General features: G+C 43.3%; 21 protein-coding genes and 2 pseudogenes. 12 read left to right on the top strand and 11 right to left on the bottom strand.

Annotated features, from left to right (window positions below; translation table 11 throughout):
* From B2Z67_RS12215 to B2Z67_RS12190, 6 genes are all read left to right on the top strand, one after another.
* A partial coding sequence (locus B2Z67_RS12215; protein ID WP_291530111.1) for a helicase-related protein occupies positions 1-3,293 on the top strand: 3,293 nt, incomplete at its 5' end.
* A gap of 633 nt (positions 3,294-3,926) precedes the next feature.
* Complete coding sequence (locus B2Z67_RS12210) at positions 3,927-4,211, top strand: hypothetical protein (RefSeq protein ID WP_291530110.1); 285 nt, start codon at positions 3,927-3,929, stop codon at positions 4,209-4,211.
* Between the two features lie 18 nt (positions 4,212-4,229).
* Positions 4,230-4,595, top strand: coding sequence for a hypothetical protein (locus B2Z67_RS12205; RefSeq protein ID WP_291530109.1), 366 nt, complete (start codon positions 4,230-4,232; stop codon positions 4,593-4,595).
* A gap of 242 nt (positions 4,596-4,837) precedes the next feature.
* Positions 4,838-5,593, top strand: coding sequence for a ParA family protein (locus tag B2Z67_RS12200; protein WP_291530108.1), 756 nt, complete (start codon positions 4,838-4,840; stop codon positions 5,591-5,593).
* 6 nt (positions 5,594-5,599) lie between these two features.
* Entirely contained in the window at positions 5,600-5,857 is a 258-nt protein-coding gene (locus B2Z67_RS12195) for a hypothetical protein (RefSeq protein ID WP_291530107.1), read from the top strand.
* 25 nt (positions 5,858-5,882) lie between these two features.
* Complete coding sequence (locus tag B2Z67_RS12190; RefSeq protein ID WP_291530106.1) at positions 5,883-8,165, top strand: ATP-dependent RecD-like DNA helicase; 2,283 nt, start codon at positions 5,883-5,885, stop codon at positions 8,163-8,165.
* A gap of 18 nt (positions 8,166-8,183) precedes the next feature.
* On the opposite strand, the gene B2Z67_RS15970 is transcribed toward B2Z67_RS12190, so the two are convergent.
* Both B2Z67_RS15970 and B2Z67_RS12185 read right to left on the bottom strand, forming a co-directional pair.
* Positions 8,184-8,672, bottom strand: a complete 489-nt coding sequence (locus tag B2Z67_RS15970; RefSeq protein WP_414630812.1) for an HXXEE domain-containing protein — start codon at positions 8,670-8,672, stop codon at positions 8,184-8,186.
* 99 nt (positions 8,673-8,771) lie between these two features.
* The gene (locus tag B2Z67_RS12185; RefSeq protein ID WP_291530105.1) at positions 8,772-9,419 is read right to left on the bottom strand and encodes a recombinase family protein; all 648 of its coding nucleotides are present in this window, start codon (positions 9,417-9,419) and stop codon (positions 8,772-8,774) included.
* 343 nt (positions 9,420-9,762) lie between these two features.
* Between B2Z67_RS12185 and B2Z67_RS12180 the strand changes: the two genes are divergently transcribed.
* From B2Z67_RS12180 to B2Z67_RS12155, 6 genes are all read left to right on the top strand, one after another.
* Positions 9,763-10,209 (top strand): hypothetical protein, encoded by a 447-nt coding sequence (locus B2Z67_RS12180; protein WP_291530104.1) that lies wholly within the window; start codon positions 9,763-9,765, stop codon positions 10,207-10,209.
* 1 nt (position 10,210) lies between these two features.
* Entirely contained in the window at positions 10,211-10,561 is a 351-nt protein-coding gene (locus B2Z67_RS12175) for a hypothetical protein (protein ID WP_291530103.1), read from the top strand.
* A gap of 4 nt (positions 10,562-10,565) precedes the next feature.
* Positions 10,566-11,069 carry a hypothetical protein gene (locus B2Z67_RS12170; RefSeq protein ID WP_291530102.1) on the top strand — a complete coding sequence of 168 codons (504 nt, stop codon included), beginning with the start codon at positions 10,566-10,568 and terminating at the stop codon, positions 11,067-11,069.
* Positions 11,070-11,271: 202 nt separating this feature from the next.
* Positions 11,272-12,075: a hypothetical protein gene (locus B2Z67_RS12165; protein WP_291530101.1), complete on the top strand. Its 804-nt coding sequence runs from the start codon at positions 11,272-11,274 to the stop codon at positions 12,073-12,075.
* Positions 12,076-12,326: 251 nt separating this feature from the next.
* The gene (mobV, locus tag B2Z67_RS12160) at positions 12,327-13,784 is read left to right on the top strand and encodes a MobV family relaxase (RefSeq protein WP_291530100.1); all 1,458 of its coding nucleotides are present in this window, start codon (positions 12,327-12,329) and stop codon (positions 13,782-13,784) included.
* A 137-nt stretch (positions 13,785-13,921) separates the two neighbouring features.
* On the top strand, positions 13,922-15,334 hold the full coding sequence (locus B2Z67_RS12155; protein ID WP_291530099.1) for an OmpA family protein: 1,413 nt from the start codon (positions 13,922-13,924) through the stop codon (positions 15,332-15,334).
* A gap of 192 nt (positions 15,335-15,526) precedes the next feature.
* Here the strand turns inward: B2Z67_RS12155 and B2Z67_RS12150 are convergent, their stop codons facing one another.
* The 9 genes and pseudogenes from B2Z67_RS12150 to B2Z67_RS12110 all read right to left on the bottom strand — a co-directional run bounded on the left by B2Z67_RS12150 (position 15,527) and on the right by B2Z67_RS12110 (position 26,817).
* Complete coding sequence (locus B2Z67_RS12150; RefSeq protein ID WP_291530098.1) at positions 15,527-16,333, bottom strand: phosphoribosyltransferase; 807 nt, start codon at positions 16,331-16,333, stop codon at positions 15,527-15,529.
* Positions 16,334-16,351: 18 nt separating this feature from the next.
* Positions 16,352-17,332, bottom strand: a complete 981-nt coding sequence (locus B2Z67_RS12145) for an Abi family protein (protein WP_291530097.1) — start codon at positions 17,330-17,332, stop codon at positions 16,352-16,354.
* 286 nt (positions 17,333-17,618) lie between these two features.
* A pseudogene (locus tag B2Z67_RS12140) lies at positions 17,619-18,689 on the bottom strand (ArdC family protein); the annotation flags it as partial.
* A gap of 31 nt (positions 18,690-18,720) precedes the next feature.
* Positions 18,721-20,310, bottom strand: a complete 1,590-nt coding sequence (locus B2Z67_RS12135; RefSeq protein ID WP_291530096.1) for a glucosaminidase domain-containing protein — start codon at positions 20,308-20,310, stop codon at positions 18,721-18,723.
* A gap of 11 nt (positions 20,311-20,321) precedes the next feature.
* Complete coding sequence (locus B2Z67_RS12130) at positions 20,322-22,652, bottom strand: zincin-like metallopeptidase domain-containing protein (protein WP_291530095.1); 2,331 nt, start codon at positions 22,650-22,652, stop codon at positions 20,322-20,324.
* Between the two features lie 263 nt (positions 22,653-22,915).
* Positions 22,916-24,712, bottom strand: a complete 1,797-nt coding sequence (locus B2Z67_RS12125; protein WP_291530094.1) for a hypothetical protein — start codon at positions 24,710-24,712, stop codon at positions 22,916-22,918.
* Complete coding sequence (locus tag B2Z67_RS12120; RefSeq protein WP_291530112.1) at positions 24,709-24,993, bottom strand: hypothetical protein; 285 nt, start codon at positions 24,991-24,993, stop codon at positions 24,709-24,711. Before B2Z67_RS12120 ends, B2Z67_RS12125 begins: the two co-directional genes overlap by 4 nt.
* Positions 24,994-25,035: 42 nt before the next feature.
* Positions 25,036-25,845 (bottom strand): annotated as a pseudogene (locus B2Z67_RS12115) (M23 family metallopeptidase); the annotation flags it as partial.
* Between the two features lie 339 nt (positions 25,846-26,184).
* Positions 26,185-26,817: an antitoxin gene (locus B2Z67_RS12110; RefSeq protein WP_291530093.1), complete on the bottom strand. Its 633-nt coding sequence runs from the start codon at positions 26,815-26,817 to the stop codon at positions 26,185-26,187.
* Between the last annotated feature and the right edge of the window lie 32 nt (positions 26,818-26,849).

Here is a 26,849-nt window from a genome sequence, read left to right as displayed (position 1 = left end):
TGAAAAATATTTTGGCGGGTCAAAGTTGGGTTAACTATCACGGCAAGGTGGATATAGGCTATCTCACCCAAATGACCGACAAGACGGAAACAGAACTGATAGAAGCTTTGAGCGGTGAGATTTTTTATAATCCGATAACTAAATGTTGGGAACATAAAAGCAAATTCCTTGCCGGAAATGTAGTCCGCAAATGCAAGGATATCAGCACTTCACTTGCAGAACTGACCGGTAAGGCTAAAGAATGGGCAGAAATGGCAGTAAGGGCTTTGGAGAATATCATTCCTGAAATTATCCCTTATGAAGAGCTGGATTTTAATTTCGGTGAAAGATGGATGCCCGTCAATGTATTTTCAAACTTTGCTACGGAATTGTTCCAGACCGAAACCGAAATCATGTATTTTGATGTAAACGACACTTATATTGTTTCCCTGCGCAGCTATTCACCGATAGCCTACAATATGTATTCAGTTCGTAATTACAACGGCGAAGACTTGATGGTTCATGCCTTGCAGGACACGGTACCTGAAATCACCAAAGAAATAGTACGGAACGGTGAACGTGTAAGAGTGCCTGATGATGAAGCTATACAAGTGGCATCCACCAAGATACAGGATATCAGGAGCAAATTTAATGCATGGCTTGACAGTCAACCCATTGCAGTGCGTGATGAATTGGTAAGCCTGTACAACGAGCGTTTCAACTGTTATGTCAGACCTCATTATGACGGTTCGGCGCAAACTTTTCCCAATTTATCTTTTGAACAGTTCCCATACAATGACCTGTACCCCTCACAGAAAGATGCTATTTGGATGATTAAGCAGAATGGCGGCGGCGTATGCTGGCACGAAGTCGGTGCAGGTAAAACGATGGTCATGTGTGTGGCTGCTTATGAGATGAAGCGTTTAGGATTAGTACAGAAACCGCTTATTATCGGTCTGAAAGCCAATGTTCACGAAATTGCGGACTGCTTCAAAAAGGCATACCCTACAGCCAAACTGCTGTATCCCGGCAAAGAGGACTTTACACCGGCAAACAGGCAGGAATTGTTTTCCAAGATAAAGAATAATAATTGGGACTGCATCATTCTGACACACGACCAATTTTCCAAAATACCGCAGTCGGATGAAACGATGCTGGATATATTCAATCAGGAGTTACAGGATATTGAACTTTCCTTGCAGGCTTTGGAAGATTCAGGCATGAAATGGCGTAGCAGGAAGATGCTTAAAGGGCTTGAAATCAGACAACAGAACTTGAATGCCAACTTATCAATGTTGCGGTCAAGGATTGACAACAAGAAAGATGAAACCATAGATTTCCATTCAATGGGTATCGACCATATTTTTGTAGATGAATATCACATTTTTAAAAATCTCATGTTCCAGACACGGCATACGAGAGTGGCAGGCATCGGAAACGTCAAAGGTTCACAAAGGGCTATGAATCTACTGGTTGCCATACGGGATATCCAAAACCACACAGGTAAGGACTTAGGAGCTACATTTCTTTCCGGCACAGTAGTAGTGAACGCCTTAACCGAACTTTATATTCTTTTCAAGTATTTGCGACCGCAGGAACTTCAACGGCAAAAAATCAGTTGCTTTGATGCTTGGGCAGCTATATTCACTCAAAAGACAACCGATTATGAATTGAGCGTTACAGGTTCTATCAAGCGCAAAGAACGTTTCCGCACTTATATCAAAGTACCGGAACTGGCAGCATTCCTGCGTGAAATCACCGATTACCGCACGGCAGAAATGATAAATCTTGATGTTCCCGAAAAAAACGTGAGATTTTTATCCAATACCCCCACCATAGAACAGGAAGAGATGATTGGACGTTTGCTTTCATTCGCTAATAGTGGAGATTGGGCAGATTTGGGATTGGATTACCGGGCACCGGAAAATTTAGACCAGGCTAAAATGCTGATTGCTACGGATGTCGCAAGAAAAATGGCTCTCGATATGCGCTTATTAGGTGATAAATTCAGTGACGACCCTGCAAACAAAGCTACACGATGCGCTACAACCATCTATGACTATTATATTCGTTCAATGGAGAATAAGGGTACACAGTTTGTTTTCAGCGATTTAAGTACCTATAAGCCTAACCAATGGAATATCTATTCAGATATTAAAGACAAACTTATTGGATTGGGAATACCTGCCGGTGAGATACAGTTTATTCAGACGGCAAAAACTGAAAAAGCAAGAAAGCGGATGATTGAGGACATGAACAACGGAAATATACGGGTTCTCTTCGGTTCTACTTCCATGTTGGGAACGGGCGTAAATGCACAGAAAAGGGCTGTTGCGGTTCATCATATTGAGATACCTTGGCGACCCGCAGATTTGGAGCAACGCAATGGAAGGGCTATCCGTAAAGGCAATACCGTAAAGCTGTGGGGGAAGAACATTGTCGATGTTATCATATATGGCACGGAAAAAACACTTGATGCTTACAAGTTCAATCTTTTAAAGAACAAGCAGATGTTTATCAATCAGATAAACAACGGCACGGTGGCTGTCCGCAGGATTGACGAGGATAGCATGGATGAAAACAACGGAATGAACTTTGCAGAGTTTGTAGCCGTCCTTTCCGGAAATACGGATTTGTTGAACAAAGCAAAGCTGGATAATAAAATTATGCAGTTGGAAAAAGAACAGGCAACTTTCAACAAAGAGCGTTACAGGGCTGAACGAAAAATAGCTCAAAACGTGCAGGATATTGAAACATTTGAAGAAAAGAAGCGAAGAATGTCAGAAGATTGGCAGTATATCACTGAATACAATAAAATCCGTGAGATTTCCATCGTCGGTATGCAACAAGCTACACCCAAAGAAGTAGGTCAGGAATTACATATTATCGCAAAACGTTATAGAGGCGAAGATTGGAAAACCATCGGGCATTACATGAACCTGAATTTATCTGTCCGCAGTGAATACTCTTTATCCGGCTCTTTTGACAGGAATACTTTCTATGTCGAGGGTACAAACGGATTAAAATATCAATGTGGTTTATCGGGAGCTTTACCGCTTAGTTTTACCGAATCCGCTGACTATCCAAAGGCTACTCTTGAAAAGATACCGGCATTGATAGAACGCCAACAACAGCAGATTGACAAGTTGACAAACGAGTTGCCGATACTGAAACAGATTGTAACAAGGCAATGGAACAAGACAGATGAGCTGGTTGCCCTGAAACAAGAATGTTCAGAGTTGCAAAAGAAAATAGATGAATCTCTGAAACAAGCTGAACAACAGCCAGTACCGGCTGTTGATGATGCAGCTTAATCAGATACGGATATATTTAACCTATCCCTTGTTCTGTCGTGAGACAGGGCGAGGGATTCCCTGCTTTCCGGGGTAAGCAAATGCCAAGTTCTTCCTGTTATACCTCTTTCCTATCTTCCTTTTATATCAAGGCTTTCCCAACCCAAAGAATAGGAATGTCTGTTTCTGAATACTACTTCCCCCCTGGTCAGTCATATCCAAGAAAGGGCAAACAGCGACATATTCCTGACATCAAAGTACTGGAGCTTCGATGAATCGAAACAACCTAATCCATTGATGACAGAACAAGTCGCTTTCTCTTTTGCCCCGGCAGACTTTATTCCTTACCCGCCCAAAGCCTTTTTCACTCCATTGTAGGTACTTCTTCCTTTTATACCACTTCAGTACATATCAGACGACTCTATCTACCCGATGGACTTTACCAGATGCGAAGGTCTGTCATCCAACTTTAGTGCCCGGTTTGAAATCTATTTCTTTCGGATTCTTCCTCCGCCGGAGTGTAATCTTCAAGAAAAACCATCACTAAAAGTTTGGCGAATGACAGTTTGACTGCACTGTTAAATTCCCAATCGGCTTCGATAAGAAGAATCCGAGGGCAGGGAAAACGAATGTTTCACTTAAAATGAATTGAATATGAAGAAGTACCAGAACATCGAACAGACAAAAGAGTACCAACTGGCTAAGACGGTTGAAGATGCATTGAACGATTATAGTTTCAATGCCAAGAATTTTGCGGCAGCAATCCCAATGATGCACCCAACACTACAACAATCCCTTTATCGGCTAATCCTCGAATGCCTGAAGGTCATGGCAAGTGACAATCGCCACTATGATGACCGTAATCGTGCATCTCATGAAGACGCAAAAGCAATACTGGAATGCCTTCAGGAGAAAGGTCAACCCATACCATTTATTTAATTCTAAATACTTTCAATTATGGATAAGGAATATGTTTTACAGGTGGCGGAGACCGCTAAAAATCAGTTATTGGCTACAACTCCAATGAATGTTGTCCTCTCTTGGGGAGTGGAAAAGTTTATCGCTACAGTGTTCAAACAAATGCCGGCACTCAAATTCAAGGTAAATGGGCGCTTGTTCAAAGGGTTTGTGTTGGTAGCTCTTAATAGCAGTGACTATTACGAGGTTTATTTGATGGACTATCAAGAAACCAAATGCATTACCGATAGAGCTTCTTATGATGAGATAAGTGAAATCATTGATAGAGCCATAGAAAAAGGCACTGATAAAGCTGAATACGAACAGTTCTGCCGGCAACAATGGATGGAGCTATTGGCAGAATAGCCTGCCGTTACTCATCCTTTAGTCCATATTCCAGACTCTTGTATTCAGAATATGGGCTAAAGGAATGTGTTTCAATATCAGATAAAAAGATAATTTATGATATGCAACCTATTGTATATCAATAAATACTACTTATAGTAATAACTAAATAAAGTAAAATAGTAACAATATTAAATACTAATATTAGTATATACTATTAATAGTACTATCTTTGTAGTTGAATATTAAAAACGAAATGAAATATGTCTAATATTATAGCTATATTAAACCACAAAGGAGGTGTCGGAAAGACTACCACAACCATCAATCTCGCAGCCGCCCTGCAACAGAAAGGTAAGAAAATCCTTGTTATTGACCTTGATGGACAGGCAAACCTTACCGAGTCCTTTGGTTGCTCTATTGAGGAGCCTAATACGGTATATGGAGCAATGAAAGGAGAATATTCTCTTCCTCTTATAAAAACAGGAAATGGTATCACTTTGGTACCATCCTGCCTTGACTTATCGGCGGCAGAATCAGAACTAATCAATGAACCGGGGCGTGAAATGATTTTAAAGCAACTGATAAGCAAACTGCCCAAAGAGAATAAGTTTGACTATATCCTGATTGACTGCCCACCCTCTTTGGGATTACTTACCTTAAACGCATTGACGGCAGCCGATTTCTTAATCATACCGGTTCAGGCTCAATTTTTGGCAATGCGAGGTATGGCTAAGATTATGAATGTCATCAGCATCGTTCAAGAACGTCTCAATCCCAATTTGAAAATTGGTGGTATTGTCATTACCCAATATGACAAACGCAAGACTCTGAACAAGAGCGTTACGGAGATTATTCAGGATTCTTTCTGCGAAAAGGTCTTCAAAACAATCATCCGTGACAATGTGGCTTTGGCAGAAGCCCCGATTAATGGGAAGAATATCTATGAGTATAATAAGAATAGTAACGGAGCCAAAGATTACCTGGATTTAGCCGAAGAAGTTCTAAAACTAAAGTAAAGCGATATGGGCAAAAGCAATCAGCTAAAAGACAGCATGAAAGGTGGCTTAAACGGTCTCCTTTCATCAACCGCACCCTCTTCTACAGAGGATAAACCTGCAAAAGTTGCGACTGAGAAAGAGACAGTGGTACACTGTAACTTTCTTATCAACAAGAGTATCCATACAAGAATGAAGTATCTGGCGATTGATAAGAATATGTCCTTGAAAGACATAGTCAATGAAGCCATGAAGGAGTACCTGGATAAGTACGAAAAAGAATAATCCATAAGGAAGGCAATAAAAGAAGATGATAAAACTCCGCTGCGTAGTAGAACGTATCACCTATCAGAATCCCGATAACGGATATTCGGTCATGAAGGTTCTTGTAAAAGGCTATAATGACCCTGTGACTCTGGTGGGCAACCTGCTGGAAGTTCCGGTGGGAAGTGTCCTGCTATGCGACGGCAACTGGAAAGTCGATAAGAAATACGGAAGTCAGTTTATCGCGGAATCATGGGAAGAGGTCATGCCCGCCACCATTTACGGTATTGAGAAATATTTGGGTAGTGGATTGGTGAAAGGTATCGGTTCCAAGCTCGCCAAGTTGATTGTGGAGAAGTTCGGGCTGGAGACTATTGACGTGATAGAAAATAACATCGAACGGCTGTATGAAGTGTCCGGTATCGGTAAGAAGCGTGTGGAGAAAATCGGTGAGAGCTGGGAGAAGCAAAAGGATATCAAGAACGTGATGCTCTTTCTTCAAGGTTACGGGGTAAGTACGGCATACGCCGCCAAGATCTACCGTGAATACGGCAAGGAGAGCATTGACAAGGTAAAAGACAATCCTTATCGCCTGGCGGATGATATATGGGGGATCGGATTCAAGACTGCTGACGGCATAGCCGCCAAAATGGGATATGAAAAGAATGACTTGCGCCGTTGCCGGAGTGGAATCCTCTACACACTGGGACAACTATCCAATGATGGTCATGTATATGCCGAAGAGGAACAACTGATAAAATCAGCCATACAGTTACTTGAAGTAGAGGAAGAACCCATAAGGCAAGCAATGAAACAAATGATTGAGGCTAAGGATTTGGAACTTGACAATGAAGCCATCTATCTTCCTCCTTTTTACTATGCCGAATGTGGCGTGGCCAACCGTCTCCGGGCGTTAGTGGAAGCAGGTGAAACAAGTAGGAAGAAACCGACATTCAACCTTGCCGCCATCTCAAAAGAGACCGGCATTGAATACGATGATGTTCAGATAGCCGCTATCCGTCAAGCCGTAGAATCCAAAGTCATGATTCTGACAGGTGGCCCCGGAACGGGCAAGACCACTACCACACAAGGTATCATTGCCGCCTTGAAGACGGCAGGCATGAGCATCCTGCTTGCTGCGCCAACCGGAAGAGCCGCCAAACGAATGAGCGAAGCCACCGGTATGGAAGCCAAAACCATCCACCGGTTGTTGGAATACAACCCCAAAGACGGATACAAACGCAATGAAGAGAACCCGTTGGAAGCCGATGCTTTAATAGTTGATGAATGCTCCATGATAGACATTCTCCTGATGAACCATCTGATGAAAACCGTTTCCACCGGAATGCGGTTAGTGATGGTAGGTGATATCGACCAGTTGCCAAGTGTCGGATCCGGCAACGTATTGCGTGACATCATTGATTCCGAGAAGATTCCTGTTGTACGCCTGACCCGGATTTTCCGCCAAGCCCAGTCCAGCCGGATAATAATGAGCGCCCATGCTATCAATCACGGGAAGTTCCCCGATACAAGCAACGGCAAAGACACCGACTTTTTCTTTATAAAAACAGAAGACCCGAATCAGGTTGCTGAAAGCATTGTCCGCCTGGTGAAGGAGCGGCTTCCGAAAGCATATCACTTGCCGGCAAGCAAAATACAAGTCCTCACGCCCATGCAACGGGGAGTTGTAGGCGCATCAAATCTGAATTTACTCCTTCAGGATGCTTTGAATCCAACATCCATCTGCCTGAATCGGGGCGGTTACTCATATCGGAAAGGGGATCGCGTGATGCAAATACGGAACAACTACGACAAGAACGTGTTCAATGGCGACTTGGGGTACATTGAAGAGGTTGATATGGAAGACCGAACCCTCATTGCCAATTTTGACGGTACATCGGTTGAATATGAGGTTTCCGAACTCGACGAACTCTCTTTGGCTTATGCCACCACCATTCATAAATCGCAAGGCTCGGAATACCCGATAGTACTCATGCCGGTATTGATGAATCATTATGTGATGCTCCAACGCAACCTTATCTACACCGGCATTACCCGTGCCAAGAAGATTTGTGTGCTTATCGGCACGACAAAGGCTTTGGCTTATGCCATCCGCAATATGTCAGTGTTGAAACGCAATACAAAACTCAAAGAAAGGTTAAACCCGCCGGTATTAGCAGCGGGAACCGAAAAGAAAGATTTAACCCCAGCAACGGAAACCCAAAAACCGGTTATAGCGCCGAAAGTCATCCCTTATCCCGAACTTTCAGAATCTTCCGGCTTAATGGCAGCGGAGGATATCGTTCCGTATGGGAATAAAGGAAAGTAAATGTGAGAGTACCCTTTTTTATTTTCTCATGATTCGGTGCATGATTAATAAATTGGTCACAACGATAGCAAATCCGATTACCGCTAATAACATATTCAGATCTAAACCATATCGTTGAATCAGATGCACGCCTCCCATAGCGCAATAAGGCAGAAATAGCAACGATGTAATTAACCCCGGTACATATCTCCTTATGACAATAGCCTGTGCGATATGCACGAACAAATGAATGCTAAACCCCCAAAATAGAGCTAATAGCGGATAAGGAATATCATAAAGGAATACCGCTAAAGCCACGATAATCAAGAGGAACTCTTCGATAATGATGATGATAAAATTCCTTGTGCTAATATTTTGTAGATGTCTAATGATAGGAGTTATCCGTGGGAATCTACTGGAGACCAACCGCACAATATGCGGCATACAATGCATCCTCATCACAATCTCTTCCAAATCGTGAATCAGGAACACCAATGGCAGCAAGATGTATAGCAGTACTATGGACATATAATGCAATTTGATATGAATAAGAAATAGCAAATCAAAACAATCTGTAAGGCCAATAAAATCGGTACACCAAAATAACACATGCGAATTACTGTGTTCTTAGTCTTCTTCATAATTTTCACCCTCCTCATATTTCTCTTTTCTAGGTCCCAGTGTCCCCTTTGTATGCCCCCTGTTCAGTTCCACACCAGCCATATTCAATATCCTGAAAACAGAACTACGGCTTTTGAATCCGCTTGTTTTCCAGATATCATCAATCGTATGCCCACTTTTATACATGTTCACCACAAGTTTGACCCTTTCAGCCTTATTATGCGCGGCGGGAGTAAGAACCTTGATTCTACTCTTTAATTTGTGTATATGATTGGCAGCCTTCCGGTTAGCATTTACCTCTCCGGGTAATAAAGCAATGGTTAGCAGTACATCCGACGTTTTGGTTTCAGGAAACAACTCATTGCCTGAGTCAATCTTATCATGAATGGAGATGATCCGAATAACTTTTACCCGGCAAAATTCCAGAAAGAACGCCAACTGCCGGGTGCCCTGTAGCACGTTACTAAGTTTGGGTACCACCAACTCATCACCCTTATGCAAATTTCCTAATACCTTATTCCATAACGGACGCAATTTCTCCTGTTCCGGTTGCTCTTTGAAAACCTCACAACAGCCGTAATCCTTCATCCATTCAATATCGGCTTCGGCTCCATCATAACGAGTGGAATGCATCAAATACCCTATTTTTGCCATAGCTTATTCTTTAGATATGAAATTTGCGAGTAAAGTTACAATGTTTCTGACAATACAAATCATACTTGAATCAAAAACACATAAACTTTATACTTTTTCTCAAAAACATTCCGCTTTCTATATTCTGTTTTTACCATCATTTGTTATCATCCAATTGATTTATAATCAATTATATAAATCATACTTGGAATACGATTGTATAAGAATAATTAAATTAATCAATGCATCATTCTTCATTGGAATGTTATACAACGTTATACCATACATTTGCATTCGATTTTTTAAAATAGGAGACAATACAGAGTAATTCTCACTAAAAAGGAATCATATATACTATATTTATATGCTACAGGAACATATCGAACGTTTCATCATGCTGGCTTCTCTGGAGATGCCCAACCTTATTGTCTCAGCCCTCTTTCAAGGAGCGGAACTATCCGATGAGAGCGCATTGCTGACATTCCTTCTACCCAAGGTGTACTCATTGGAAGAGTTGATTGATGAACTGGAAGACCAAATGGAATTAATCCTTTTATATCATCACATTCCTTCGGATGCTACCGTTTTCGGACATCATTGCTGTGTGTATTCCAATCCGCATTTCGACCACATGTACAAGTTCAATGCCGTTTCAGATGAGCGTTGCCAGTGCGATACCATTTACATCACTCTGTATTCATCACTGGAAGTTATGGGTGTTGAGTTGCGCAATGAGCTTGTGGAAACAGGCAAACGAGGACGGTTCGTCTATAACCGCAAGGTCGATGAACTGCTACGGGATTTTATCTGATATGAAGGCGGAACTGTATCATCAATTGGTTACCCTTATCCATTCCACCTATACATGGGTAGATGTCATGGATGCCGACCGAGAAGAGATTTTCAGCGTTCATACCGGCGGAAACCTGCATCCTGTTCATAGTCGTGTTTTACGTTTAGTCGTCAAATGGTCCAATTACAACTACCCAAAAGGTCAACAATGGAGCATTCCTGAGTTTGAACTGGACAATGCTATACGTGCGTTAAGCCGAAATCCATTGTTCAAGAAACGTTGCAGGAATGAACAGTTGCTCTATACGGATGCGGAAGCAATTATCAAGAAAGCCTCTTTCGGGCACATCATTTTAGAATTAGAACCATAATAAGATGATCACAAATTATATTCATATTCTGTTGTCTGCATTGTTGCTTGCACTCTTTATGTTTGGCTATAAAGCTGACGGAAAGAGAATGACCAAGTTCTATGTATGCATGGCAAGCCGCCATTGTTGGCGCAAATTCTATACGTTGGTGCTGTTGTTGATATTACTGTTATTCCATTTCAACTACGTCCATATAGCTAAAAGTGTGTATGATCTGGCTCCTTCATCCGTAGCCTTCATCTTTCTATTCTCCCATCGTTTTACGGAACGTATCATCTATTTCCTGCAAAACAGAAGAACTCTTTTCATCAGCGCCATCATTGCCGTAGTTTGCCTGTTTATTCCGTACTTCTTTTCGACAGCTGTTACTATGGAAATTCTTTTGTTTGGTGCGGTGTTCTATCCCTCACAAAAGGCACGTGAACAGATTTCATTTCCTGATTATCACAAGAGGATAATGGAGCAACCGGATAAAATCATCTTCCATTATTACGATTGGAACGACTGACAACTAGCTTTCTTTTTTCGACGGCAATTGACTGTCACTGTCAGAGAATCAGACTTCCTCTATGGAAGGATTTACAGGAAAGCTTCTTCTTTCCCTATATACAGATGCTGACAAGACAATTGCAACCGCTTATTGTCGGTCACCATCTATTCCAATCACCCGATTTGAATTGTAACAATCTTAATTAAAACATATAATACTCATGAATGAAATGATTGCAGACTACCAAATCAAGGCAGACAAGTCCCTGCTTGACTACCTTCGACCAAGAACCACAGACCGGACATCGAAACTGGATGCCTTCTGTGAATTGATGAATATGGCAATGAACACAGAAGTCCAATCGGAAGAAACCCGATTTGGAACCACCGTTCATTTGCATAAAGGACAATTTACGGCGACAGTCACCGACCTTGCCAAAAAGTGGAATTGGCACAGGGTGACGGTCAAGTCCTTCCTCGACAAGTTGGTTGCCATGGATTATGCCGATATGGTTTCGGAGGGCAAATTCTTCGTCATAACCATGCGCTACACTCAACCATCGGAGCAGGAAAAGAACAAACGTCCCTTCACCAAAGATGAACAACGGCTATCCAGATGGCTGAGTGGATATATCAGTATAGAAGAAATGGTCTCTTCCGGTGTCGATTTCTTTAAGGATACCGACGGACTATTCAAGCCTCAGGTGTCAGACAGCAAAGCAGATGTAGGCCAACGGCTGCACCGGTTTATCTCACATCTCATCCTGCACCATTCCAATCTCATCCCGCGACAGGCTGATGTGAATGCGGCGCTCGCCACACTCTTTACCGAACATTGCCGTCATGACTTCATTGAGTTCTGGCAACTGCTTTCTTGGGGAGGTCTTCTTTTCTCAACTTCCCAAAATACAATTTCCAAACCACCCTTAACCGGACTTCCGGATGAAGTCAAAAACTTATTGGATACAATCTTTGTACACTACGGGACGATACTCCGTTCCGCACCCATCGAAAATGAAAAATAGAAATCACTGCAAGCTTGCAGTCCCAACAGAAAACAGGAAGTCTTGCTTCAATAGAATACAGCCTCATGAAGCCATTATTCCTTTCGTCTTGACAGGAATTCCGCTTCGGAGGTCTTGACCTCTTGTAAGGCGCAAGGCTTGCCTTTCTGACCCCGAATTTCATCCGGGGTAGCCTAATACCCCATCTGCAAAATTTGCAATGGGATTCAGGCTCTAACGAGGCAGCAAGCTGTGAAATAAAAAAGAAAATTATGGCAAAATCAGCGAAACAGGTAATGCAGGTCAACTCCTCTAAAGGGATGACGGTAGCCCAGAGCAATGAGCACTTACGTAACTGGTCCGAGAAAGGTTGGAACAGTGCGACTCAGACCGGGAACTACGACCGTAGCCGTGAGGCTCTGAATTTTGAAATCGGGAGAGGTGGAATAGTCACTCCGGTCAATAAGCACAAAAGTATTCCCCGGCGTATTGCCGAAAACCTTGCGGAGCGTGGCATCAAAGACCCGAATGCGGGACTTGCGGAACCGAAGCTCCGTACTGTCGTCAACTTCATCTTGGGAGGGTCTCGTGATAGAATGCTTGAAATCGCTTTCGGAAACCAAAAGGTGAATCTCACACGCGGGGCAGATAACTCGCATATAAAACGTCATCCGGAGATAGAGCAATGGGCACAGGATATGTACAGGTATGCGAGTGACAAATGGGGAGAGGAGAACATTGCCGCGTTCATTGTCCATCTGGATGAGACGAATCCGCATGTCCACATGACTCTTTTGCCAATCAGCAAGGAGAATAAGTTCGCATTCAAGAAGATATTTGCAGGCAAAGATAAATTTGATTATAAGGAATACATGCTCGCTATTCACGATGAGTTCGCAAAGGTGAATGAGAAGTGGGGATTGATGCGTGGGGACAGTATTGCCGTGACAGGCGCCAAGCATCGCACTACGGAAGAGTACAGGCGTGACCTTTCCAACCAATGTACCACGCTTGAAGGGCAGATTGAAGAGAACAAAAAAATACTGCGCCAGCTCTATGCCGATATCCGGTTTGCCGAAAAGAGAGTGAAGGGGCTTACCACGATGGTCTCGAACCTGGAGGAAAAGAAAGGAGTGCTGGAAAAAGAATTGGCTGCCGTCACAGAGGATTTAAAAACAGGAAAAGGCAATTCCGAAGAGTTGCACGAACGGATCAAGAAACTGGATAATGACCTTCAGAAAGTATTGGATAATTTGGCAGACAAGCAGTCGAAACTGAAACATGCAAACGAACAGTTGGATGAATTGAAAGAACTTAAGGACAAGGCGAAAGAACTGACGGATCAGTACCAACAACAGCTAAGGATTTCGACATCCGATCTGACCCAGCAGGTGAGGTTCAGATTGGCGGATGCACTTCTGGATGATCTCATCAAGGATTTCAAGATGATATTGCCGTCCCTCAGTCTTGATATGCAAGAATCCTTGGACGATTCGCTATTGCAGGATATGACTGAGCATGGTGAAGAAATCATCAAATGTGCCATATTCCTGTATGCCAATTTGCTGGATCAGGCGACCAACTTTGCGGAAGGACACGGGGGCGGTGGAGGAAGTAACGACCTTCCTTGGGGACGCAAGGATGATGAAGATGACCGGGCATGGGCACGCCGCTGTCTGATGATGGCGCATCGGATGATGAAGCCAAGTGGTAAAAATCGTCGAAGATAGCTTTTGAGTATGATTATGGGTATGATTTCTCCCTACAAAGTAAACACTGGTTAAATATGGATGGATTGGAAGCTGAACATTTCTTTTCCTTCTTTTGATGATGTTCCTTTGCTTTCAGTTTAAATTAAAAGATTACGATGATAAAGAAAATAGTATTGATGTTACCACTCGCTTTGGCACTGAAAGCACAAGCTGGTGAACTCCGTCTGTTGGATAGCCTTGTTGTTCATAATGCTTCTATGGAAATGCCCGAACCAATTGAACCGTCCTACCTTGAAAATATTACCTCGGCAGTGGTATGGAAAGGCAATTGGTTCTTGGGCTTTTCCAATGGAGCTTTGGTTTTTGCCGGTTCTCCATTAGGTCACGCCAACTTGTTCGACCGGATAGAACCTACTTTATCTGTTTCAGCAGGAAAGTGGTTCACGCCGGCAGTTGGTGGTCGAGTCTCCTTTCAGGGGTTTAAACTCAAAAACAGTCTGCCGCATAAGCAGTCATATCAAAGTGTGCATGCTGATTTTTTATGGAATGTATTGTCGCGTCATTACAACACCTGTGATCTGTCTCAATGGAATCTTATTCCTTACGTTGGATTGGGCATCATACATAATGAGGGCAATAGAAACAGTCCTTTTGCCTTTTCTTATGGCGTGACGGGACAATATCGTCTTTCCCAAAGGATTCACCTTACGATGGAACTTGGCGGTACTACTACATTTAAAGACTTTGATGGTCGCGGAGTTTCCAATAGATTCGGTGACAATCTGATAAGCGTCACAGCCGGTCTATCTTTCTCTATTGGAAAGGTAGGCTGGAAAAGAGTGATAGATGCCAATCCTTATATATGGCAGAATAAACGGTTGATGGAGTATGTCTCATCAGTAAGCAGTAGCAACTCACAGTTGATCCAACAGCATAATGCAGATATGAAGGCTATTGTTGAATTGAAAAAGATTCTGGAGATTGAAGGATTGCTTGAATTGTATCAAAATCGTTTTAATAAACGTGAAGTGAAAAGTCATTTAACAAAACCTTATCCAAAGAATAACTATAGTGGACTTAATTCACTCCGCTCAAGATTGCAGGGTGTTCAATGGTCGGATCACTCACTCAATGGTGATTCCATTCAAGTCAGGAACTCAACAAAGGAAGATAGGTCAGAAAGTTCTTCCGAAGCGTTATCGCAAAGTTACCTTGCCGAGTTGTCTAAAGGGAAAAGCTGCATAGGCGCACCTGTCTTCTTCTTTTTTTTTAAGATAGGTACCAATCGCCTGACCGATACTTCTCAACTGGTCAACTTGGATGAGATTGCCAGAATAGCCAAGAAATACAATCTGAGCATTCGGATTTGTGGGGCCGCTGATAGCGCTACCGGAACACCCGATGGCAATCATGATTTGGGAGCCAGCCGTTCCGGATACATCCGTTCACAGTTGTTGCATCGGGGGATTGACAAAAATCAAATCTTAGAGGTGAACGAAGGAGGCATTGACACTTATGCATCGAATGAAGCTAACCGGCATACTAAAGTGATGCTTTTTCTCAAATGATATCCTAATAATAACTTTTCCATTATGTATAGAAGGGGCTTGCTTGCGAGAGTAGGCCTTTTTTTAGCTAAAAAGAGAATGATTTCTGCATTAAAATACCGCATATTTGAAAACTTGCGGTATACTTGTGCTGCAAAATTAGTAATGGAAACAAAATAGCTTATATCCCTGTCTGATGTCAGTTCACTCCTTTCATCTATTACCCAATGCAGTAATCCAGATATCAAAATTATCAGGCATTTGGAACGTCTTACCCAGAAACAGAGCATAAACCACTTTCCCGCCTTTCTTTTCTATCTGTTTTCTGAAATCAAGAAGGCTATTTCCTGTAGTCAGTAAATCATCGACTACAACAACCTTTTTCCCTGTCAAATCACAGTTAATATAATAGTTCTGTTCCAAATCTATTTTTGTTCTGCCCTTGGTTAAGTGAAGACTTTCCCGCTCTCCTGTATAGGTAATAAAATTATATCCGTTGGAAGATTCAGGATAGTAATCTTCAAGAAAATAGTCCAATGCACGAAACCGTCTCTTATAATGCCAGTTCTTACTGCAAGGCATAAACATAATGACACAATCTTCCTCCGGATTTAACGCTTCCATACAGTCCATAAAAAATTCGTGACCATTTCCCTTGCCAACCTTAAAATCCAACAATTCGTCACAAAAGTCCCGTTGCTCATAACTAATACAATTATGATAACGAGTCGGAAAATAATAATCTGTGAAGATACACTTTACTCCCTTAAGCTTAAATGGTTTCATCGGCTTATGGCTATCAAATTCGGTTGGATTAGAAAGGGCATAAATTGGATAAGCTTTTTTATTTCCAGCCAATACAGCTTTTCTGCTTAGCTTTCTTCTCAACGACTGGTCGGAAGTCAATTGAGCTGCATAGAAATATGCCTCTCCAGCCTTTTTCAAACAGTAGAATGCAAATCTCACAGCAGCGACCGTAACCGCAAGCAGAATAAAATATACGATTAAGGCTTTATCCATTACCTCAAGTTAGTAGCCTTATTTATCTTTCCAAACGTCCAGATATTTCCAATTTTCTGGAAGTCCCATTTCTTTGAGAGATAATAATTGACCGCCATCACCCAATAAAGAAAGAAAATTTCGTTTTAGGTCACTACCCGGACTGATTATATCTGAAAAGTATTTTATACAACTTAGTATTGCAAATAACTTATTTGAGCGAATAAGCTTTATTGTATCCCGGTCAATAAACGGATAAGTGGTGTTGTAGGATAATTTAACGCTTACAATATAGCGTCTGTTCCAAATACGGCTATGGTGGGCACAACAGTTCCGAAGTACGGATATGGCATGCAACCAATTTGACAAGATTCTGTCATCAGGCAATCCGAGTTCTTTTGCTATTTGCTCTTTCTGCGGTGATTTTTTCAGAAGTTCAAACAAACGGCTTAGAGTACCGAAAGAGATAACTTCCAAAGTCATCCAAGCAGGTGGATTTTGAGGTTCTGAATACTTTTCAAAAAAATGCTTGATAAAATCCTCATTACTTCTCTTTACTTCATGAATAATGTCATCCATCAATACATTATATAGAAAAACTTCTTTTTTCTCAATCCTACCGGTTATTTCGTCTTCTTCATTAACCCAGAAAGAATCGTCTTTGAATAGGGATTCATCCTCATACCAATTACTGTCTCCAGTAGCCTCACTGTAAATCTGTATGATTTTTGTACGTACAGCTACTTCAATCTTCTCAATAGCATTGAATATCAATGACCGTAGTCGTCTGTCGAAACAATATAAATCAATAATGTCAGAAAAATGAATACCCTTCCGAATAAATTCATGATTGGCTCCTTCTTCATTGTTTTGAAAAGGATATGTGTAGGCGCGTAAACGATAATAGCTGATGTTGGATAGATAACGCTTCGTTAACTCCCTGTCATCAATAATGAGTCCACGTGAAGTCAGTTTATCAATCTGATCCGATAAAGATAATGGGTTTTTGCTGTATTTCATGTGTATAAAAACTCGAAGACCTCCCCGGGTGCGCTGTTCAAATGGGAAGCGTGGGAGGTCATATTGAGCGCAAAGATATGACTATTTTTTATTATTCAATCAGAAGGAGTCGAATTTTTTTGTGATTTAACACTATTCAATAATATAGCAATGAGTGTAGCAACCATTTTAGTTAGATTTATCTCCCCCTCCGCCAATGTATTTCTTCTCCAACCTCTTCCCTTACCTGCTTTTCCTCATGCCCCACCTCATCCACAACACCATCATTATCCACATCCCCAATATCCGCCTTCGCCTCAATCTTCTCCCGGATCCCATCCACACATTGCGTAATCATAGCCGACGCCCATTTTACATCCAACAAGGTCGTTTTGATAAAGTCCGGCGATTTCTTCAGTTCATCAAGCCAAAACTTCAAGTATGCAGCCGACTCCTCCTTCACATGCTTTGATATGCCATACCGTTGCGCCACCAAAGCACTACCCAATTCAGCCACCAATTCCTCACGAGCATATTCGTTCGACCCGAAGACAGCCGACTTTATTCGATTCAACCGGCTTTCAGCCCCCGTGCTATGCGTCATTTCATGAAAAAGTATCCCATAGAATGACTCCCCATCCACGAACTGCGTTTTTTCCGGTACTACAATCATATCCTTCGCCAGACTGTAGTAAGCGGTATCCTGATGTTGCAGTTGGATTGGACAAACCCAGCCGTTTTCTTCAATCAGCATATCGACTGCAGGAAATGAAAAGTCCTCACCATTCAGTTCAGGTTTGACAAGCTGGTTTTCCTTCTCAAGCTTCGCATAGAGTTTAGGACGTGCCTCTTTCATATTAGTCTGATCCACATTGAACACGGAATAGACCTGCATCTTGGGATACACCGCATACTGTTGTTTCTCTTCTTCCGACAACTGTTTATAGTCATCATACTTTATCTTAGCCTTGGTATCCTTATCCACCACGGTAAAAGTAGTAATAAAAACAGGAAACGATTTCTCACCTTTCTGTACGCTAACTTGCGGTAATGGTTCTCCATTCTCATCTTTTAATGGTGTCCGGTTACCCTGCTTGTCTTTCTGATAATTCAGGCTGGTCACCCTGTCGAAGGTACAATAGACAGGTAATTTATATCCTTGCTTTTCAGCATGGAACATCAACATCAAGGCATTCATCCCGTTGTAATCGCGTCCCGACAGGTTCTTAGGCCACTTCATGCTACCTTCAGTGAACCACGGTTTTTCCCAGTCACCTTGCAGATGATTGATTTTCTCTATCATCAGCTCTGCAAAACGATCCAATGCACGGTCTTCCGCACTGGGACCATCCGTATTAAAATTCTTCTTATACGTCATAGTTGTTGTTAAATAGTTAATAAGGTTTATCTCATCGTACCTGTAAATTTTGATTTTCCTGTTGACCAGCATTTTGTTCATAGTTGCGCGAAGCCTGTTTAGCCAACAATACATTACTCACCACCCCCGCAATACGCTGTTGTTTATCGGCATCCGACAGACCGGAATCACTAAGAATACTTCGCAACCGGTTTATCTCCGAAGCACTTAGCTCATGACTATAGCCATTCTTTCCATCATTCATTTGCAGCAGAAGTTTCCCATTGTCCTGAACTGTCAACCTGCATTCTTTGAGTGATGGCATGAAAGCGGATAGATCCACTTGTTTCTTCACGGCAGAATTCGTAGCAGCCTGCATTTTCTCTTCGTCTGACTTACCGTCAATCTGTAAGGCCAATGCCATCAGCGAGGTAAACAGGGTAGTCACCAGTTCCATAATCGGATCACAGCATGGCATATTCACTCCACTGTCTTCCGATGCCAGTAACTTCTTCATCCAATCTTCCGGAGATAGCGTTGTATCAATTGAAGGGTTATTACCGGGCACAACCTCTTTGTATTTCGCCAACAGGTCAGTTCCGTTTGATAATACTTGCAACTGAATATTTCCTTTCTGCCCAATCTCAGCTAAGTAGGCGGCAGGGTCAATATCTCTTGATATTCCGTCTACCGCTATCTGTTTCACTCCGAAATGAAGATGTTCACCTGTTGTCCGCGTGCCTGTATTGCCCGATACGCCTATTTTCTGACCGGCAAATACTTCATCACCGACCTTCACGTCAATAGAAGAAAGATGCAGATAGTTGATTTGATATTTGTCCCCGTTTTCACGCGGATACTCCACCGTAATTGATTTGCCACCGGCAGTATGAGCATTTTGATTGACCGCAACGACCTTTCCGTCGTCTTCCGTAGCCAATACATTATCCTGTTTAGTCTGTATGTCAATGCCTTTGTGCATCTGCTGCTTGGATATGTCCATCGGGTCGTTACGCATACCGAACGGTGAAGTCACCAGCAGGAACTCATCCCGCTTTACCGGAAATGAATAGTTGCCATCAACCACAGCGGAACCGTTTATCCCCCTGCTATTACTATATGTAGCATCTACTACATTACTATCCTGTTCCGTTCCAAACGCTTGTCCTTTCGCTTTCATCTCTGCCATTACCTGTTGGTCATACTTATACAAATCATTCTTTTCGATAATACCGATAAGACCGGAAGCATAGTTACCCGCCGTAGCATAACCGGCTCTATCCAGTCCTTCTGCCCATCCGCGATAATCATCAGGTGACAGTTGGAAACAATCTGCATACCGCTGATTACTCTTAAGAAAACGGCCATGGTGTTCATAAGAGTCGGCAACACTGCCGTAACTGCAAAATTTCTCGTTAGGTTTGTCATCCGTATAGAGACCATATTTGCCACCGCCGGCTATCCACGATTGTATAGCCTTGATACCAAAATGGTTATTTTCATTGCGTGCCAACCGGCTTTGTCCGTTACTGCTTTCCAGGATACCTTGTGCCAGCGTAACAGAAGCAGGAATACCATATTTCCGCATCTGTTCCATAGCGTATCCGGCATATTTCTCCGCATATTCTTGATTCTTACTCATGATTGATTTCTTTATAAATGTCTACCGGCCCGTATTTCTTCCCGCTGCTCTGTCTGTTCCTGTTCCGCTCTTTCGTCTTTCATCCCTACCGTTTGAACCGGCTCCAACAAGTCATTGAACACCTTGGCGGCAAGATTCGTCTTATATTCTGCCATATCTTCCGCCACCCACATCCGTTGCCACTGCTGGGGTGTAATCTCCCGGGGTTCCACCTTGGGTATGCCGTCAATGACCGGCACACAGAGGATACGTTCATCTTTGGTCTTATAAATGCTCACACGCCGGATTTTTGATGAGTCCATGCCATCGGCTTTGCCCCCACCGAACAGGTCGATTTTCAATTCCGGACGATTGGTTGCCAAAGCATGATACTTCTGTGCCAGTTCCGTGCGTAAGCGTTCTCCTTCTTCACTCTGTCCTTGCTTGATGGTCGAGAAAAATTGATTGGTGTCCGCTTTATCCGGATAGACGCTGAACGAGGGTTCATTCTGCGGTTTCAGATACAGTATCCATCGGTTATGGTCGTCCCGCAGCATCTGTATACGTTCGAACTGTACAGTGATGGATTTTCGCACGTGCTCACTCATATCAAGGCAGGACAGTGTCTCCAATGACTTTCCGTTCAGCTTGTTCAGTGAAATGTCCTTTCCTTCAAAATACCTGTCATCGGGACGATAGCCCAATAGTCCATCGTTATTGTAGAAACGGATATACCGATAGCCTTCCTGCAACAGTGCATCCTGAATACGCTGTTTGGAGAATCCGGGAATATTGTAGGTTCGTACCTGTGCATGTTCCGCAGAACGTTCATCAGCCGTCATCACTTCATCGGGAGTCAGGCGGTAAGGCCGTTTCTCTCCATTGGGCATGGATACCACACCGCCACCCATAGCGCCGGCCGGTAGCACCACATCGACGATACCTGAAAGATTGTCCTTCACCACTACCATCTCTTTCGTCTTTCTGTCCGGCAATTCTTTCAGCTCGCCGGCAATGAAATAATTGCCTTTGCGGTTCCACTGTTCCGGCATCATCTCGCTACATATTTCGGCGATTTTTGCTCCATTATCCACCGCTTCCGTAAAGGCGGTTTCTACTACTTCCGGATCTTCATGCCTGGTTTGTTCCAAAGCATAGTTCTTCTCCTTTTCGTAGTGCGTCAGACTGAATTTCTCCAAAAAGGCTGTTTTGACTTCCGGTGAAGGGAAGTTGCGTTCGTCTATCTTCATGCCTCCATGACGGATCACATCCAGCAAGATGGCACTTTCCCTGCTATCCACCTGTGGTTTGTGTTTCTCCCTCAGTCCCATGGTTTGCTGCTTATTACGGAAAGTGGCGTATTCTATCTTCTCTCCCTCTTCGGCTTTGCGGATGATGTCAACGGCATTGTTCACATCAGATTCGATGGCATCTATCAGATAAGGATTCTCTTGCAGTTCCCGTGTCCAGTATGTTACCAGATGCAGACTGTCATTCGACAGTTTCGCTGGTAACCCCAGTTCCATCATCTTTACGCCAGAAGCCAGTTCAGCAACCAATCGCTCGTACTTCAAAGCATCGTTCGACGGGGCTATACCGCCTTTCATCACCATTCCCTCACGTGCCAACCGTTGTTGGTGTCCCGTCGCCGTAACCACTTGCCGCATCAGTTCCTGTACATAGTCGTTGTACTGCTCAAAATACTTCTGTTCGGGCATATATACCGCATTATACTCCGAGTCATAACATGCAATGCCCGTAATACCCTTTCGGATGGGAACTAAATTGTCGCACATTTGCCGCGCGAAGTTATTCACCTCGATACGCAGTTCGTTCTCTTCATTTTTACTGTGTTTACGGTCCTCATACCTGCCATAGCGTTCCACTGACTGTTCATACCTGTCTTTGTCAACGAACGGCAAAGTAGTTTGGTCAAGATTGAACAGGGTCTGTATTTCCCGGTTGCGGATGCCTTTAAAAAGAGACTTCTCTTCGGATGAAAGTTTCAGATAATCTTCCCGGCTGATGGTATCTTCGGGATTATGACGGTTCACGTATTCTTTCCAACGATACCAAAGGAATGGCGCACCGGTTTCATGTTCACGGATGGATTCACCGCGCTTCCTGGCATCCGTAAATAAGGTATAGAGGTTGGTTTTGTATCCGTTCCGGTCGGCGTGCATACCCAGGATAAGCGAGTTGAACGGACTGACGGTCGGTCCTTTGGGATAAATCCTTGGCAGGCTTTTCGATGAAGCATTCAGCCAATATCCGCCACCGACGGTAGCTCCGTTCAAGGCGTTGAGCAGCAATTCCACTTGTTTATTGGCAGCATGTTGTTCCTGCGTATTTTTCTGTTTCATTTTTTTTGATGACTATTTAATGTTTATTGAAATCACTTATTCCACTTCGTGCTTGCTCAAAAACCTATTCAGAATACATTCTGAGACGAGGTAGTCTAAGTATACGACTGAGATACCCTAAGTATACGACCGAGGGTATCTCAGTCGTATAGTGAGATAGGCTAAGTATGGGGGTGAGATTACAAACGGCAATTCAGGTATGACATTTGTATTCTTTTTTGCTGCAAAATTTTCATTCAGTGGTATCATAGTGGATAATCATATTATTTAATGACTACGGTTCTTTCCCTGTCTTCCGATTGATTGTTCTCAACGGTTCGGTAATGCTCCTGCGCCACTTGGCGCATCCGGTCATTTTTAACCAACACTGCGTTGGAGAGTGTATTCAGCGGTAATGCTCCCGCTTGATAAGCTGCCACCACAGAATCCGGCAGTTGTATGCTACACGGCACCTTGTCTATGGTAGCAATAAGGCAGTTCCCTTGTAGCACCGGATTTCCGATACGTGGATTCAGCGGTTCATCAGGATAGGTCTTGAAATGCAGTTCCGTTTCGGTTCTTTGTGGTGTTCGTCCTTCCTGTTTTTCCATGGCTTCATGACCGGCTTTATTAAGCAGATTCAGTCCTCCCATACCGATCAGCACCATCTTTAATAGCGGATTCCTCACAAACAGCCCTACCAGAATGGAAGCGACAGGTATCATCGAGTTTTTCAGGTTCAGGGACGTTGTCTTTCCCGTGAAGAGTCCTATGAGCATGTCCGGAAGCATAGATATCACATAACCCAGATTACTACCGATGTCACCCAACCCGTTCAATCCGACTGAGCCTAAGAAATCACCCCACCCATTTGCATTGGTAGGCGCTTGTGCCGAAGACTGCCCTAGAGTATTTCCTGAAAGATGGTTCAAAACCTCTTTCTCAGGATGCGATTCCTGATTTTCCACTGCTACCGGTTGCACTTCTTTTTGGGAAACTTGCCTCGTCTTTTCCAGATTATCAAGATATTCCTGCTCATGTCCGGGTGCAACCACCATCGGCACTTGGGCATATTCCGCTTTCCGTTCTTTCTCCGGCACCACGGGCGCAGTGAGTTGCCAAAGCGGCTTGCCCGATGCCGTAATCCAAAAAGGCTCTTCAGTAGGTATGGCCATTTTCTTAGTCAACCGGTTGTTAAGTGACAGCACATAATCGTTCTCCCAAGAATGGATTGCCTCGCTTCGCTTTCTGAAATCCGTAAAGAGATTCCGCTGAGAGCCGAAGACCCCTTCACTGATACAGTCTTCGATAGTGATAACCTTTCCTTCCTGCTTCTTATCTATATACATGTCAATACCCGTAAAGACCGCTTCGGCTCCAAACAACTTAGCTATGGAAGCCCAGGAAGAAAAACCTCCCGTAGATAGCACATCAGCCCCAAACGATACAGTCTTTCCCGCACCTTTCTCCACAACGTTCGGATGATAGGCTGTTTCTCCTCTCCTTTCGATTTCCTGCTCCAGGGGAGATTGAGACAACGATCGCGTAAGTCCCAATAAACTTTCAGAAGCACCTTTGCGAAGTATATATTCCATAGATGATTGAGGCATCTCATCTGCTACCATCTTGTTGACCATCATCTGCTCGACACGGTAGTCCACGTATGCGTAAGCCAGATCGCATCCTAATTTCCTGGAAAGTGTATCATACCTCTCACGCCCGATTTCCGCAACTACGGTATTACGCCATTCACCGGCCATACATCCCAAGTCTTTCCGGAAATCTTCCGAAGTACTTATCTTCTTACGACACATCTCCACATAGTCTTCCGCAGTTTTACTGTTCCATTCACCGGTCAGCTTGAGATATTGCATGGAGTTATCCGGTATATGGTTCATGCCATTGGCCATCGAACGCAGGATACCGCCGGCACTGGTGATATAGTCCCTGTATTCCTTCACCTGCTTTTCCGACAACTCCTGCTGGACGTTGCACATAATAGGCGCAAACTGAGTATTGAAATAATGTTGCAGGCAATACTCAATCTCTGCGAACCGTTGTGATTGTTGGGGGATACTCATGAGACATTGATTTGTTTCAGTAATTGTTCTCTGGTTTGTTCTATGGCAGTGTGATAGACTTCCATCTGTTTGGGGAAATACTCTTCGAGCATAACATCCTTGTCTATCCGGTTTTGTAGAAAACGGATGGCTGTCTGCCGGGTGATTTCTATGGAATTTTCCCCTTCTTCCTGATTGTTGAACCATGCTTTCGTCCACCACCGGATACCGGCTTGGTCGGGATAGACCGTAACCAGCCTCGGTATGTCAAAGCTCTGAATGTCTATCTCCAGTTCCGCCAAAGGGTCGATGATGCCACCGCTTCTCAGAGCTTCGTCAGAAGTTTTTTTTTTATCGCTTTCGCTCAGGGTGGACAGGAATATCTGATGACGCAACGCCATGTAGTTCAAAAAGTCAGCTATCAGCAGGTTCTGCACCTTGGCTGCCACAGGTACGGTTCTTTGTCCGATGCCCAGAGGATTGCTCAATGACGGTATCACCTCATAAAAATAGTTCTTGATGGCTGATAAGGAGAAGATATTGCGAAGTGACTGTTCCGTATGTGGGGGTAACAGGTATCGTCCGTCATGCAGTTCCGCCAGATAGCCGGGATAAAAGCGCAGCATCAGTTGTTCCACTTCCTCCTGCTCATCTTCATAGTCCGTAGAAATATCCATGTCGATGGTATCAAAATCTGGCATACCCGTTCTTCCTTGCTGCTGTATCATCTTGAGATTACCGTAAATCATGGTCAGGAATTCAAGAGGATTGATTTCCTCTCCGCCGTATTTCACTTCTATATGAAGGAGTTCTCCGCTGACACTCACCACACTTCCGGCTTTTACTTTCGTTCCAAAGCTTGCCAGTACATTGGATAGATGAGTGTAGGTAACTTCATATTTACCGTATCGGATTACCTGAAAGAGTCCATGCCGGGCATCGTTTCCTATACCGCTGACGACTCCATCCGCACAAGCTGACAGCAGATAGTGTTTGGTAATAAAATCTATTCCGTGATGGAAAAACTCTTTTCCGGTCTTGGTGTGAGTCTGTGCCCCGTAGCCCAATGACATCCGGACTTCACCTTCGCGTTCCTCAAAGGGCATACAGTAACCGCTTTTTGACGGCAGGTTCATTTCTTGTGTATAGTTCATATTCTTATCATTTAATTTCATTTCGCAAGTCACTTTTGACTTTTCCATACTATTTATTTAAAAATAAATCAAAATATGGAAAACATATTGTTAACTATCCTTCTGAATCTTATCTCATGTATGATTTATGACTGGATGAAAAAGTATAAAGGATAATAAACGTAGAAACATATAAATTGCTCCTTTGGGATGACGACCTCTGATAAGATGACTGGGGCGGTTGTTTTTTTTATACTAATCAAAGGTGTTCATTTCTTATTGATTTTCAATTAATACTACTCTACTAATCCGCTATATTACCATACTTGCTTTCCTCTTTTCCTATCAGTAGTACAAGAATTATCGTCTCATCCCTCCGTTCCGTTGTACATCCTGCGATTCACTCTGCGAAGGTTGCTCCGTTTGAATGCTTCGGCTGTTATTCCCAATGAGCATCATCCCCATCAAAGCCCCGGCTATCTTTCCCAGCCAACCGAACCGTCCAAAGACGAGTAGTGAAGATGCTACCAAGCCGAGCATACTCAATCCGGATATATTGCCCTTGCCGATATTGCCAAAGAAGTTTCCGAACATACCCAATCCGTTACCTCCCAGCATACCTTTAAGAAAATGACCGATTCCGCTCCAAGCACTCGATACGTCCGACACGGATGAAGAAACAATCTCCACCCCTTCACCGACTTTCTCCACCATACTTTCCACCTTGTCTGAAGCTTTACCGACTACCTCCAAGCCTTTGTCAACAGTTTCTTCTCCAACGAGAACATCGGCGACAGTTCTGACAACAGGTTTGTCGTTTACGATGTTTTCCCACGCCAAATAGCCCATTCCGCCACCTATGACCGCAGTCTTTGTAGCTTTCCCCAGACCGGCTAAAGTCCGCTGCGGGTGAATCACTGCATTGCCCATCGCTGTTACAGACGAGTTTGCCGCCCGTTTGCCATATTTTAGTAAGGTTGCCCATTTACTCATATCGTTTGATTATTAGGGTGTCCAGTTCTATG

The organism is Bacteroides sp. UBA939 (assembly GCF_002293435.1).
Lineage (GTDB): Bacteria > Bacteroidota > Bacteroidia > Bacteroidales > Bacteroidaceae > Bacteroides.
Note: the sequence above shows the minus strand (reverse complement) of the source record. Positions and strands in the feature narration are given on the sequence as shown.